7 protein-coding genes and 2 pseudogenes are annotated in these 14,246 nt (G+C 58.4%); all 9 read right to left on the minus strand.

Translation table 11 applies throughout. The features are described 5' to 3' along the window. Positions 1-87: 87 nt before the first annotated feature. Positions 88-642 (minus strand): annotated as a pseudogene (locus tag EJ997_RS14100) (4Fe-4S dicluster domain-containing protein); the annotation flags it as partial. Between the two features lie 203 nt (positions 643-845). After that, complete coding sequence (locus tag EJ997_RS08625; protein ID WP_126704189.1) at positions 846-1,418, minus strand: hypothetical protein; 573 nt, start codon at positions 1,416-1,418, stop codon at positions 846-848. A gap of 245 nt (positions 1,419-1,663) precedes the next feature. Beyond that, positions 1,664-4,855, minus strand: a complete 3,192-nt coding sequence (locus EJ997_RS08630; protein WP_126704190.1) for an efflux RND transporter permease subunit — start codon at positions 4,853-4,855, stop codon at positions 1,664-1,666. A 308-nt stretch (positions 4,856-5,163) separates the two neighbouring features. Then, positions 5,164-5,733 carry a hypothetical protein gene (locus EJ997_RS08635; RefSeq protein WP_126704191.1) on the minus strand — a complete coding sequence of 190 codons (570 nt, stop codon included), beginning with the start codon at positions 5,731-5,733 and terminating at the stop codon, positions 5,164-5,166. 190 nt (positions 5,734-5,923) lie between these two features. Next, positions 5,924-6,682 carry a respiratory nitrate reductase subunit gamma gene (gene narI / locus EJ997_RS08640; RefSeq protein WP_126704192.1) on the minus strand — a complete coding sequence of 253 codons (759 nt, stop codon included), beginning with the start codon at positions 6,680-6,682 and terminating at the stop codon, positions 5,924-5,926. Then, entirely contained in the window at positions 6,669-7,373 is a 705-nt protein-coding gene (narJ, locus tag EJ997_RS08645) for a nitrate reductase molybdenum cofactor assembly chaperone (protein ID WP_126704193.1), read from the minus strand. The genes narI and narJ overlap by 14 nt, the downstream gene beginning before the upstream one ends. Continuing rightward, positions 7,370-9,025, minus strand: a complete 1,656-nt coding sequence (narH, locus tag EJ997_RS08650) for a nitrate reductase subunit beta (protein WP_126704194.1) — start codon at positions 9,023-9,025, stop codon at positions 7,370-7,372. Before narH ends, narJ begins: the two co-directional genes overlap by 4 nt. A 2-nt stretch (positions 9,026-9,027) precedes the next feature. Then, positions 9,028-12,748 (minus strand): annotated as a pseudogene (locus tag EJ997_RS08655) (nitrate reductase subunit alpha). Positions 12,749-12,762: 14 nt separating this feature from the next. Further along, positions 12,763-14,106 (minus strand): nitrate/nitrite transporter, encoded by a 1,344-nt coding sequence (locus tag EJ997_RS08660; protein WP_228201630.1) that lies wholly within the window; start codon positions 14,104-14,106, stop codon positions 12,763-12,765. Positions 14,107-14,246 lie beyond the last annotated feature (140 nt).

A 14,246-nucleotide genomic window follows, 5' to 3' on the forward strand; every position in this document is an offset into this window, starting at 1 on the left:
GCCAACCTCTTCTTTGAGGCGGAAGGCACGCGAATCAGCCACCAGCTGGGAAACTTTGGACTCGGGATCGTTCAGATCACCAAAATAGCGAGCATCACCAATGCAGGTCTCACAGCAGGCTGGCTCCTCGCCACGTCCCAGTCGGTGCTGGCAGAACGTACACTTACGGACCGTGCCAATCGGCGTATCCCACACGCCACCACGAGTCTCCGCCAACATACCCCACTCCGGCGCCTGGACTTCATTCGCCCCCTGCATCTCATCTGCATAAGTCTCACCAAAGTCGAACGAGCGAGCACCATACGGGCATGCAGTGATGCAGTAGCGGCAACCAATGCATCGCTCAGCATCGATCGCCACAATCCCATCATCGCCCTTGTAGGTGGCATTCACCGGACACACAGTCACGCAGGGTGGGTTGTCACACTGCATGCACGGCCGGGGAATATTTACCCGGCGCACATTCGGGAAAACCCCGATCTCTTCTTCAACAACAACGTTGTAGCTAACGCCAGGTGGTGTCCGGTTCTCCACCTTGCATGCGACCGTACACGAGTCGCATCCAACGCATTTCTGTAGGTCAATAACCATCGCCCACTGAGGCTGATACTCCTCAGTCGTCGACTTCGTTGCCTCCGACATACGCTTCCTTCCATTGCCAACATACGCCCGTAAACATCAGGTCACCCACATGCTAGGTTCGGAAAAAAGCGAAATCGATTTAAGAAAGCCAAATCGCACGCAAATACCGCAAAGGGTATTTTTGTAGAAAAATGGCAAAATTTCGGTTAAATAGGACAGTTTTTGAATGGTTCTGACTAAACCACACTTGCGAAACCCGTCGGCTACGCCATGATCGAGGGGAGCAGGTCACGACCACTTTCAATAGAAAGATGAGCTCCATAAATCCTGGCAAGCATTCTCCTGACCAGCACTTTTGTACCGTCATGAAGCCCTGCTGCCCAGTTGACTGCATTCTGCAGATGCTCTGACATGTCCTCAAACTGAGCAAATCGTGCCTGCTTCGCAGAGTCAATTTCTCCCTTTGCCCAGCCCTCCGCCTCCGCCTCACAGAGCACCGTCGTGGAACTCGCCCAGTTTTCCAATGCGGGACGAACGTCCCGGTTTTCAAGGCGGTTCCAGTCCTCGAGGAGGACGGCCATGTCCTGGCCTAGACTGATTCGTCCAGATCGTCCTTCGAAGGCGCGAAGGCTTTGCAAGTGGATCGTCATAGGGTTGTCTTCTCCAACCCACGCCGTGTGTTGCTCGAGGGCCTGCCGCACAACCCCGGTCCGCAACTCCTTCACAAACTCTTCGGTGGGCTCCTGAATTATCTGCGCCATGATGGCCCACGCGGCTGCACGACTGCGTGCAACATCTGCCATCTTCTTTGCCATATCGGGTTCAAGTGAAGTCACGGCACAACCCTAACTCGAAGCAGAGCCCTCCGTCATAAATACCGCCGGGGTATTAGCGAGCTGAAGGGGACCCCTTTTGAACCACGACTTCCACTGGCTACAAGAGATCACCGACAGCACCCAGTTCTTGCCTTAAAAGGACCTTATAACCGGGGCACTGCGCTGGTTCCTCACATCGCCGACTCAGTTAGCGAGGTGACTTGCTCCAATTGTCATTTGGTATCAGACGAACCTCGGACTTCAGACTACTCACCAGAGTCCCGAGATTCATTCAATTCATCTGGTGCGGTGTCCCCTGTTACCCCTGTGACGGCAACCGGATCGTCGTCCACTTTGGCCATCGCAGCCTCAACCTCAGCATATGCCTTCTCCTTCTTACGTACTGCTCGGCGTTCCTTCGCGCCCTCGACAAGGCGGTAGAGCACGGGGAGCAGGATAAGAGTAAGCAGCGTTGACGTGAGTAGGCCGCCGATAACGGTGATCGCAAGCGGGGTGGAGATGAACCCGGTGGCAGACGAGATACCGAGTGCCATGGGGATCATGGCCGCAATCGTTGCTAGCGACGTCATGACGACCGGTCGGACGCGTCGCATCGCACCTTCGTGGACTGCTTCGTTGAGTTTCTTGCCCTGATCACGGTACTGGTTCATGAGGTCCACGAGCACCACCGCGTTGGTGACAACAATGCCGGTGAGCATGAGCAGGCCGATCATCGCGGAGATGTCGAGCGGAGTATCCGTCAGTAGCAGCGCCAGGAACGAACCGATCGCGGCGAACGGGATCGCGACCAGCAGGAGTGCAGGCTGGATTAGCGAACGGAAGATCCACACGAGCACCACGTAAATCAGCAGGACCGCGGCGGCAAGAGCCAGTCCAAGCTGGTTGAAAGAGTCCTCGAGCTGTTCGGCAACGCCACCCGTGGAGGTAACAGCGCCGTCCGGCAGCTCCACCTCCGCAACGGCAGCGTCCACTGCGGAGGTGGCCTCACCAAGGTTATCGGCGGCCACCGGAACCGCCGACACGGTTGCCGTTGTCTGTCCGTTGATGGTGACGATCGTGGGGATCGATCCGACTTCCTCAACCGTCGCGAACGTTTCGAGGGGCTGACCCAGGATGGTCAGATTCCTCAGTTCTTCGACGGTCTCAACCGGGTTCTCAATCGAAAGATAGATTGACGTATCGACGTTGTCGATCGTAATCTGACCGATCTCGGGTTCAACCATTTGTGCGGCAATGAGACCGACGATGTCGTTCTCTGTCAGCCCCGCACCGGCAGCAGCATCACGATTGACCGTCACCTGCACAGCAGGCGCTTCCGCAGCGAGGTTGTGTTCGGCTCCGGTCACTTCGGGTACTTCAGCCACGGCGTCACGCACAGCATCGGTCGCTACCTGTAGCGATTCGGCGTCGGGCGCCGTGATGTTGATGTCGATCGTGCCGGAACCCAGCAGTCCTTCATTTGCAGACGAGGTTGTTCCTTCACCGCTCACGGAATCGCCGGCGGTCACGAGGTCTTCGGTGAGCTGGTCAATATCGGCTTCTTCATCGACTGCCACGAGGTAGCTAATCGCGCTTGCGCCTGTCATCTGGGCGCCGCCGATGATAACGGCAACGGAGTTGACTCCCTCAACTTCCATGAGCTCATCTTCAACAGCATCGGCCTGTTCAACCATGGCATCCATGGAGGCGCCGGGCTCGGTTTCCTGCGCAATAAACACCGAGCCCTGGTTGGCTCCGCCAAGCAAATTAATCTTGAGTAGGGGGAACAGGGCAACCGTTCCAACGAGGATTGCGAAGGCCACAATGATGGTGATGACCGGGTGCTTCTGTGTGCCGTTTAGAACTGGCGCATATCCGCGGCGGAGCCAGTAGCGGCGTTCCTTCTTTTCGGCCTCCACGCGATATGCCTCAAGCTCGCCCTGCCTTTCGGCAACGCGGGCTTCCTTGGTGGGTTTCAGGAACCAGTAGGCAAGAACCGGAACAATCGTCAGTGCCACGATCAGGGACGCGGCAAGCGCAATGATCACGGTGAAGGCGAAGGGGCGGAATAGTTCGCCAACCAGGCCCGGCACGAGGGCAACCGGGACGAAAACGATGAACGACACAATTGTTGATGCGGTGATGGCGGAGGAAACTTCCTTCGCGCCATCGAGTACCGCATCCCGTTTGGGTTTGCCGTAGTCGAGATGTCGTTTGATGTTCTCGATAACGACAATCGAGTCATCAACCACTCGACCGATCGACAGCGTGAGGGCCGCGAGGGTCAGCATATTCAGCGAGTAGCCGCCCACCATCATGCCGATAAAGCCGACAAGCAGGGAGAGCGGTATCGAAATCGCTGTAACGAGCGTGGAGCGGATCGAGAGGAGGAAGACAAGGAGGATGAGGATCGCGAAGATCAGGCCGAGCGCACCCTCCTGTGCAAGTGACTCAATGGAACCGGTGATGTAGGGGGCCTGATCGAAAAGCATCGTGAACTGGGTGTTACCACCGACCGTGGGAGCCAGTTCCTCGAGGGTCTCATCAACTTCGGCAGACGTATCAACGATGTTGGCGTTAGCCGTTGGGAAAACAATGATGGCGATAGCCGATTCACCGTCGAGGCGGCCAACCATATCCGATTGACCATCGGTAAATTCGACAGTGGCAATCTCGGACAACGGGTAGACCGTGGCCGGCTCCCCCGGTTCAACTTCACCGGCAACGACCGGGATCGCCCGGAGGTCCTCAATCGAGGCGATTTCCTTACCAACGGTCACGTCCTTGGCCTCACCGTTTTCGATGAGAGTGCCAACGGGAACAGAGAGACCGTTATCTTCAAGTGCCTCTTGGACAGCATCGGCTGAAATGCCTAGCTCAGCGACCCGCTCCTGATCCAGGGAAATATTGATATTTTGCGCTGGCGCACCAATGAGTTCGACAGAGGAGACGCCGCTGATCTGCTCAAGCTGAGGAATAACCGTGTCACGGATTCGCTCCGCAGTTTCCAGCGGGGTGCCATCGGACGTAATGCCAACGTACGACAGTGGAATATCTGACGTGCCACCAGAAATGACGTCATATTCAAGGTTTTCGGGGAAGCTAGCATCCGCTCGACCTATCGACAGTTCAACGCGGTTCGATGCTCGTGCGACGTCAGTTCCGTAATCGAGCTCGATCGTGACCATGGAGAGGGATGAGGAGGAGGTCGTCGTCGTGTTCGAGACTTCCGGGATGGTCATCACCTGCTGCTCGATCGGAACCGAGACGCGGTCTCTCATCTGCTCGGACGTCGCACCCGGGCTAATAGAGATGACGTTGATAACCGGAAGCTCGACTCGCGGGATAAGCTCCTGGCGGAGCGAACCCATCGAGAAAATCCCGATAACGAAAATTGCGACCGATAGGAGCGCAACAAACGCGCGATTACGTAGCGAACCTTGAGTAAGTTTGAACATGATCCCTCAACACTAGAGTTACAGGCACAGACTACTTTCCTCAGCACCCTGACCACTAATGGTGTATTGATCACGGTGGCGCACGTGGTGAGTGCTGGGAAAGCTACCGCTTCCCACCCCCGCATGAGGCCTACTCGAGGACTTCCTTAGGCAACTACCGTTCAAACTCTCTGTTTCCGGCTGTCGCTGTTAGCCCGCGCGGCCTTTACCGACGTCTGGGACCCATCCAGCATCTGGGGCTAATTCGGGCGGGATGCTCCCCGGGTCGGTCTAAGGTTCTCCGGGCACATCAGCCCTGGCCCTGAACTTTAAACAGTCAGGTAGCCATCCAGTGACACATCGTGACTCTCGCCGACAAGGTCGGTGATCACAGTTGGCGCACTCTCGGATCCAAAGGTCATTCCGAAATCACCAAACATGTTCGAAATACGGATGTAGTTGTAGAAAAAGAAGACCACCATCCCAATGCCGATGAGTGTCGTGATGATCCTAAGAACTCGCTCTATCGTCCATCGTCCAGAACGATCTTCGAATCTTTGAGGGTTGGAATAGTAGCCACCCTTTTGGCCGTAAGGGCGGGAGTCACCCCGACCGCTGCGCAGGTTCCGCCAGTACTGTTGCTCGGCCGCATGACGTTCCGGGTCGTAAGTCGGGTCGTTCTGTTCCGTCGGGGAAACAATGCGGTGCCGGCTCTCGTGTGCCGTCTCCTGGCGTTCGTTTTCCCAATAATTTTGCGCAGGGGACTCCCACGAAGCATTGTCGCCCGTGTTCCACTGAGAATTGCCGCCACCAGGATTCCAGGCATCGCTACCGGAACCCCAGGCATTCCCACCGCCGTCCTCAGCATTACCAAACGGTCCCTGCCTGTTGCCCGCCACTGCTCTTCCCCCGTCAATGTGTTCTCTTATCGCCCTGCAATACGCGCGAGCGCAATGTCATCCAGTGTGCCAAGTTAAGGTCCCTATGCAAAGGAAACGGTAGGGGAGTCCTGCACATCCCCTACCATTGGCCACACAAACGGTCTGGCATTTTCCTTACGAGACTACTGCCCCAAGTGTTCTCGTTCGGTTAGCGCTTTGGCCTTCCTCCCGAGAAGTCGACGGGCTCCCAACCCCTCTTCGGCGCCTGGGTGGAAATGGTTTTCTGACGGGAGCGGTACACGATATCGGGGCGAGTTGAGTATCCGATCGGTGCCGAGAAGGCATGAACGAGCCTCGTGAACGGCCATATCGCAAACAGCAGGAAGCCCGCAATGACGTGCATCTGGAACGATATCGGCACATCGACCATGAGTTCGGGCTGCGGATTGAAGATAAACAGGTTCCGTAGCCACGGGGAGATAGTTTCCCGGTAGTCGTAGCCGTGGGACGCGGTGAACACCTGGTTGATCAGGGTGGCGATGAGGCCAAGAACGATCGGGACGGCCAAGAAAATATACATGATCTTGTCGTTCACGGTCGTTGCCCGGAAGACGTCGCCGTAGGTGCGGCGGCGAATAATGAGGAGAGCAAGGCCGACGACCGCGGCCAAGCCAGCAATCGTGCCGGGGATGGTTGCCACCCAGTGGTAGACGGTGTCGGACACCCCGAGCGTTCTCGTCCACGATTTCGGGATCATGAGACCCAGGAAGTGGCCGATCGCGACGAACAGGATGCCGAAGTGGAACAGCGGGGAGGCGAGCTTCAGCCACACTGACTCATACGACTGGGAGGACCGGGTGGTCCACCCGTACTGGTCGTATCTCCACCGCCATATCATTCCCACAATGAAGAGGAAGATCGACACGTAGGGTATGACGGCCCAGAGGACAATATCAACGGCTTCCAAGGGTCTCTCCCAACGTGAATGGCTCGAGTGGGCCGAGAGCGGTTACCCCCACCATTTCCGCGGGCGGGCCGTCGGTGATGAGGCGGAGGTAACGCTCCTTCGTTTCTTGATCGATCGCGGGCAGTGTCATGCACAGGGCAGAGACAAGTCCCGCGTAGGGGCTGGAGCTGGACTCCAGCGTGGTGCGAAGCAGTTCGATGCCTTCCCGGTGGGAGGACAGGAGCTCACCCGCGATCTGAGTGTCACCGGTCGCGGAGAACTCAAGAACCATCGGGAGATAGTCGGGTAACTCGTCGCGGTCGACTTCGCAGCCGCCCGCACGGTAGGCCTCGGTGAATCTCACAAGGGCGGTACCCCGCTTCCTTGTGTCACCGGTCAGGTAGTACGACAGGTACATGGTGGCCCGGCGCTTCAGGTCGAAGATCGACACGTAGTGCTTCTCCAGCTCTTGGAGGGTGGCGACGTGCGGGGCTTCTAAGAACCGTGCCAGCTGGTTCAGTACCGGAGTGGGTAGCTTCGCCGAGTAGATTTCATCCCTGATGAGAGGGAAGTGGGCGTAGCGTTCCGGGACTGGATAGTCGAGCAGGATCGACGCCGCCATGTGGATCAGCTGTCGCTGTTCCACAGTCACGGAGACCGAGGCAGTTTCTTTGAGGTGCGAGGTGGGGATAAACGAGGTGGGTAGCATCATGCACCTGCCGGGTTTGCCGGAGGGAACAGCCCGCCCATGCCCTGGTTAGGCGACCAGCCAAACAGGTTGGTTCTTCCCGGCGTGGAGGGTGTTGTCGGGTCCGTCTTGCGCTGCTGCGGCGAGACCGTCATCATCTGACCGCCGTTCATGCCAAGCCCAGCGCCGTCAGCACCGAAACCAGGTCCTGTCATGCCAACCGAATCTTCGAGCGAACACCCCGCCTGAAGGGCAATCTGGTCGAGTTCACGGGCCGTTTCGGCGTGGGCGGTGGGGATGACGTAGCGCTCGTCGTACTTGGCGAGAGCCATGAGGCGATACATGTCTTCAATGTCTTCGCCTGTCATGCCGACAGCCTGGGCGATCTCCTCATTTCCTTCGGCACCGAGGTTGATGTCTCGCATGTAGGAGCGCATGGCGGCGAGCCTGCGGAGGGACTTCTCGACGGGCTTCGTATCGCCGGCCGTGAAGAGTTCCGCCAGGTATTCGAGCGGAGTTCTCATCTTCGATAGTGCCGTGAACAGGATCTTGTAATCCTCCGGATCGGACGTGGTCTTGGAAACCTCGTCGACGACCGGGGTGAACGGCGGGACGTACCACACCATGGGAAGGGTACGGTACTCGGGGTGGAGCGGGAGCGCCACCTCGTAGCGGGAGATCAGCTGCCACACGGGTGATTTCTGGGCCGCAATGATCCAGTCGTACGGCATGCCCTGACGCTCGGCCTCGGCGATGATTTCCGGATCGAAGGGATCAAGGAACGCGGCGCGCTGAGCATCCAGCAACTTGTGCTCGTCCGGCTCGGAGGCCGCTTCGGTGACTTTGTCGGCGTCGTAGAGGACGATGCCGAGGTAGCGGAGACGACCGACGCATGTTTCGGAACAGACAGTGGGTAGGCCGACTTCGATACGCGGGAAGCACATCGTGCACTTCTCGGCCTTACCGGACTTGTGGTTAAAGTACACCTTCTTGTAGGGACATCCGGAGACGCACATGCGCCATCCCCTGCACTTGTCCTGGTCGACGAGAACGATGCCGTCTTCGACGCGCTTGTACATGGCACCGGAGGGACATGCGGCAACGCAGGCGGGGTTGAGGCAGTGTTCGCAGATTCTGGGCAGGTAGAACATGAAGGTCTTCTCGTATTCGAGTTGGACCTCGTCGTTCATTTTCGCCAGGATCGGGTCCTTGGCCGCGATCTCGTGGGAGCCTCCCAGGTCGTCATCCCAGTTCGCAGACCACTGGATCTGCATGTCCTCACCGGTCAGGAGAGACTTGGGGCGCGCGACAGGCACGTGCTGGGAATTCGCGGGTGCGTTGAGCAGCATGTCGTATTCGTACGTCCACGGCTCGTAGTAGTCCCTGATCCCCGGCATATCGGGGTTGTAGAAAATGTTGAGGAGCTTCTTGGCTCGCCCGCCGCCCTTGAGCTTGAGCTTGCCGTTCTTTTTCAGCTCCCAACCGCCCTTCCACTTGTCCTGGTCTTCGTAGGACTTGGGGTAGCCAAGACCGGGACGGGTCTCAACGTTGTTGAACCACACGTATTCCATGCCTTCACGGTTCGTCCACACCTGCTTACAGGTGACGGAGCACGTGTGACAACCGATGCATTTGTCGAGGTTCATCACCATCGACATTTGGGCCATGATTCTCATTTCTAGTACTCCACATCCTGAGAGCGACGGCGAATGACCGTCACCTCATCTCGCTGGTTTCCGGTTGGTCCGACGTAGTTAAAGGCGTACGCGTGCTGGGCGTAGCCACCAATAAGGTGGGTGGGCTTCATGAGCACGCGGGTGAGCGCGTTATGGATACCACCGCGGCGGCCGGTGAGCTCAGCCTTGGGAACATCCACTGTGCGTTCCGTTGCATGGTGTAGGTAGACGGTGCCTTCTGGCATACGGTGGGAGACAACGGCGCGGGCCACGACAACGCCGTTACGGTTGTATGCCTCCACCCATTCGTTGTCCTTCACCCCGATCTTCGCGGCGTCCTCCACGCTCATCCACATCGCCGGGCCGCCGCGTCCGAGGGACAGCATGTAGAGGTTGTCCTGGTATTCGGAGTGGATCGACCACTTGTTGTGGGGTGTCAGGTAGCGGACCGCGACCTCGGCAACCTGCTGGTCACCCGAGTATCCGGTGGTCTGCTCACCAACCTGAGCATCGCCGTACAGCCGGTGCAGGTCGAGCGGCGGCTTGTACACCGGCATGTTCTCCCCCAGGTCCCTCATCCAGTCGTGGTCGAGGAAAAAGTGTTGGCGGCCCGTCAGGGTATGCCAGGGCTTTTCGTGTTCCACGTTGATAACGAATGCGGAGTAGCGGCGTCCGCCCGTCTCCGAACCGGACCATTCCGGTGTTGTCACCACCGGGGTGGGGCCCTCACGGGTTTGAGCAAAAGTCACGAGTGTTGACTCGTTCTCCTCGGCAAGGGACGCCATTTCCTTACCGACCCGCTTCTCCTGTTGCCTGAATCCCTGCAGGGCGAGGCGCCCGTTGGTAGCTCCGGCGAGAGTGAGGATCATGTCGGCCGCCTTGCGGTCCGCATCGATAAGCGGCTGACCCTTGGCGACGCCGCGGCGGGTGATTCCGTTGCGTCCGCGAAGCATCTCGATTTCTTTGTCGGGATGGTAGGTCACGCCTTTTGTCACCATGCCGAGCTTCTCGGACAGCGGGCCGATCGCGTTCCATTTCTCGGAGACCTTCGTGTAGTCACGTTCGATCGTGATGAGCTTCGGCATTGTCACGCCGGGGATCATGTCGGTTTGCTCCAGCGGCTTTACATTTCCGCCCGGCATAGCCATCGCGTCCGGGGTGTCGTGAGTAAGCGGCGCTGCCACGACGTCCTTGCGCACGCCGAGGTGGTTTTCTGCCATGGCGGAGAAGTCTTTGGCGAGCTGCTGGAAGATCTGGAAGTCCGTACGTGCCTGCCACGGCGGGTCAATAGCCGCGTTGAAGGAGTTGACGAACGGGTGCATGTCCGTGGTCGAGATGTCGTACTTCTCGTACCAGGTGGCGGCGGGAAGGACGACGTCGGAATGCAGGGTTGTTGACGTCATACGGAAGTCCGCTGTCATGAACAAATCGACCTTGCCCTGTGCGGCTTCTTCGCGCCACACCATAGACGTGGGGCGGCGCCCCTCCTCGTTTTCTGCGCCGCGGACCGAGTGTCCACATCCCAACAGGTGCTTGTAGAAGTATTCGGCTCCCTTCGCGGAGGATCCGAGGACGTTGGTGCGCCAGTTGAAAACGACGCGGGGAAATTCTCGGGATTGTCCGGGTCCGTGCAAGCCCAGTTGAGATCGCCCTTCTTCAGCTGGTCAACAACGTAGGCGGGCACGTCCATGCCGGCCTGTTCTGCCCCATCGGCAATGTCGAGCGGGTTCTTGTCGAACGTCGGGTAGGACGGCATCCAGCCCCGCTTTGACGCTTCCACGAGAGTATCGGCCGTGGTTTTGCCCTTCATGGTGTCGCCCGCGAGCGGGCTGGCAAGGGCTTCGACGGGCAGGCCGTCATAGCGCCACTGGTCTGTTGCCAGGTACCAGTAGGCGGTAGTGATCATCTGACGCGTGGGGCGCTGCCAGTCCAGAGCAAACGCGTATTGGGCGAAGCCGGTGATGGGACGGACCTTTTCCTGGCCCACATAGTGCGCCCATCCCCGCCGTTCACACCCTGACATCCGCACATCATGGTAAGAGCCAGCATCGTCCGGTAGATCGTGTCGGAATGGAAGTAGTGGTTGGTGCCCGCACCCATGATGATCATGGAGCGGCCCTTCGAATCCTCGGCATTCTGAGCAAACTCTCGGGCAACACGTTCGATTGCTTCCACGTGGACCCCGGTGATGGTCTCCGCCCATGCGGGCGTACCAACAGCCTCGGGATCGTCAGCGGCCTTCGGCCAGTCACCCGGCAGGCCATCCCTTCCCACGCCGTACTGGGCGAGCAGGAGGTCATAGACGGAGGTGACGGTCTTTCCTGCCAGCTGGTAGGTGGGGACCCCGCGGCTAAACACCTCGGCAGAACCCAGGTGCTTTTCATCCTCGGAGGCATTGGCGGAGACTTCGGTGTCGAAGCGGGTGAGAAGCACTTCTGCCGTGCCGTGACCGGGCAGGTCTTCTGCGGACAGGACCGGGTCCCTGCCTTCAAGGTCGAGGTTCCATTTGCCCATGCCGGACTCGGAGAACCGGTCACCCAGGGAGCCGTTCGGAACGAAAGGCTGACCATCTGGTTCGATCATGACGGTCTTGAAGGCCGGCTGGTCGCCCGCCTCAATGTGGGTACCCGCGTTCTGAATGTCGGCGGCGGTCAGGAACTTATCCGGAACGTAGGCACCGTCCTTTTCCTTCAACTGGATGAGGAACGCGGAGTCGGTGAACTTCTTCATGTACTCCATGAAGTACGGGGTCTTTTTCTTCACGTGGAAATCACGGAGAATCACGTGGCCCATGGCCATTCCCAGAGCACCGTCGGTGCCGGGGTGGACGCGGAGCCACTCGTCAGCAAACTTTGTTGCATCCGAGAAGTCCGGGGACACCGAGACAACCTTCGTGCCCTTGTAGCGCACCTCGGTCATGAAGTGAGCATCGGGGGTACGGGTGACGGGCGGATTTGATCCCCACATCATCAAATACGAGGAGTTGTACCAGTCGGCAGATTCGGGAACGTCCGTCTGGTCACCAAAGACCTGCGGGGAGGCCATGGGAAGGTCGGCATACCAGTCGTAGAACGACAGGATCGTGCCACCAATCATCGAATAGAAGCGGGTACCTGCGCCGTAGGAGACCTGGGACATGGCGGGGATAACGGTGAAGCCTGCCGTACGGTCAGGGCCGTAGCGTTTCACCGTGTAGACGTGGGCGGCGGCAACAAGTTCGTTAACTTCACTCCACGAGCAACGCACAAGGCCGCCGCGGCCGCGCTGCTCCTTATATGACTGGGCTTTAATCGGGTCCTCAACGATTGACTCCCAGGCATCGACGGGGTCGTCATAGTTCGCGCGGGCTTCACGCCACAGGTTGATGAGCTGTGCCCGCACATAGGGGTAGCGGACACGGGTGGGTGAATACGTGTACCAGGAGAACGCCGCACCGCGAGGGCATCCTCTTGGCTCATACTCGGGGATGTCGGAGCCGATTGACGGATAGTCGGTCTGCTGCTCCTCCCAGGTGATGATGCCGTCCTTGACGTACACCTTCCAAGAGCAGGAGCCGGTGCAGTTAACGCCGTGGGTGGAGCGCACAACCTTGTCGTGGCTCCACCGGTCACGGTAGAAGGCTTCGCCGGCGCGGGGAGAAGCGAGGAACATCTGTCGGAGGTCCTCGGACGCTTCACCCCTGCGCAGGAACGTGCCCAGTTTGAGAAGTGGTGATGTTGTCATGATGTACCTTCCGATCAGCCGGGGAACGGGGCGCCCGGGCGGGCATAGCGGAACCAACAAATAACGGCACAGAGAGCGCCGAAGACGACGCAGATCATGTACCAGAGGTAGGGAGTCATCGCGGTCAGTGCGATACCGACAAAGAATGGGCCGAAGGCCGCAATAGCAGCGGTGAAACCAATGGCGCCACCCGCTTGGCGGGCGGGCATGATCATCGGCATCTGCTTAAACGTTCCGGCGTTACCAATGCCGGAAAACACGAACATGGCGATCATGGCCCACAGGAATCCCGTGAACTCATCCGGGCTGTCGGGACGAAGGAAGAACGTGCAGATAAAGAGCGAAGCGCTCATGCCGACAATCGACACAAACGTCCATATCGCACCCCCGAACCTGTCACACAACGGGCCCCACGCAACGCGCACGAGGGAAGAGATCAGGGGGCCGAGGAAGGCGTAGGTGACGCCCTGCGGCAACCCTTCCATGCCAGCAAACTGCGAGGTTGAACCGAAATTGTTCTGAATAAGAAGACCGAACTGCGCAGCGAAACCAGAGAACAGACCGAACGTCATGACGTACATAAGGGTCATGTACCAGGTGTTCGGGTTCGAGAAAATATCGAGCTGCTCGCGGATATTGGCCTTGACCGGAACATCCTTCAGAAGCTCAAGAGCAAGGATCGCGGCGACAATAGCCCACGGCACGAAAACGATGGCCGCGTTGTACACGAACATGCTTTCGCCATCGCTGGTCCGTTGCGGCGTCATGGCACCCAGCCCCAGCAGGCCAAAGCCCATGAGCCACGGGCCAACGAGCTGAATGATCGACATGCCGAGATTGCCGATCCCTGCCTGAATGCCAAGAGCAGTACCCGACTTGGATTTCGGGAAGAAATATCCGGTCGATGGCATGTAGCCGGAGAACGAGCCGCCGCCAATTCCGCAAAGGAACGACAGGACCAGCAGCCACCAGTACGGAGTGTTCGTATCCTGCACGGCAACGAACCAGCCGATCATCGGCACAACGAACAGCAGAGAGGAGTATGCAACCAGGCGGCGGGTGCCAATGATTGGGGGTAGCACCATGTAGACCAGGCGAAGCAGACCGCCCGACAAACCAGGAAGTGCCGTCAGCCAGTACAGCTGCGAGGTCGTCAGATCGAAGCCAATCTCGTTGAGCTTCGGAGCAATAGCGGAAACCAGGAACCACACGCAGAACGCGATGATCATCGAATACGTGGTGATCCACAGCGTCAACCAGGCCTGCTTGGAACTACTCCTCGCAGGATCTTCCTTGTCCCAGTTCGACAAATCAGGCTTGAGCTCAGAGCCTTCAACAACTTTGCCTGAATCAACCATGTTGCTCCATTCAGAATTCATGACCGCCCTCACAATGCGGTGGAGATATCGTAAACCCCTAATCCACGATTTATCCCGTAAATAATGTGCAATCGGTGGGCTTTTTACGGAGAATTACGTGAGAATTATGTTCTTTAAAA

The organism is Flaviflexus ciconiae, from assembly GCF_003971195.1.
GTDB lineage: Bacteria > Actinomycetota > Actinomycetes > Actinomycetales > Actinomycetaceae > Flaviflexus > Flaviflexus ciconiae.

What these genes read in the sequence shown, in the direction of transcription:
- EJ997_RS08630 (WP_126704190.1), bottom strand. Translation starts at nt 4,855, where the DNA reads ATGTTCAAACTTACTCAAGGTTCGCTACGTAATCGCGCGTTTGTTGCG.
- narJ (WP_126704193.1), bottom strand. Translation starts at nt 7,373, where the DNA reads ATGATGCTACCCACCTCGTTTATCCCCACCTCGCACCTCAAAGAAACT.
- narH (WP_126704194.1), bottom strand. Translation starts at nt 9,025, where the DNA reads ATGAGAATCATGGCCCAAATGTCGATGGTGATGAACCTCGACAAATGC.
- EJ997_RS08660 (WP_228201630.1), bottom strand. Translation starts at nt 14,106, where the DNA reads ATGGTTGATTCAGGCAAAGTTGTTGAAGGCTCTGAGCTCAAGCCTGAT.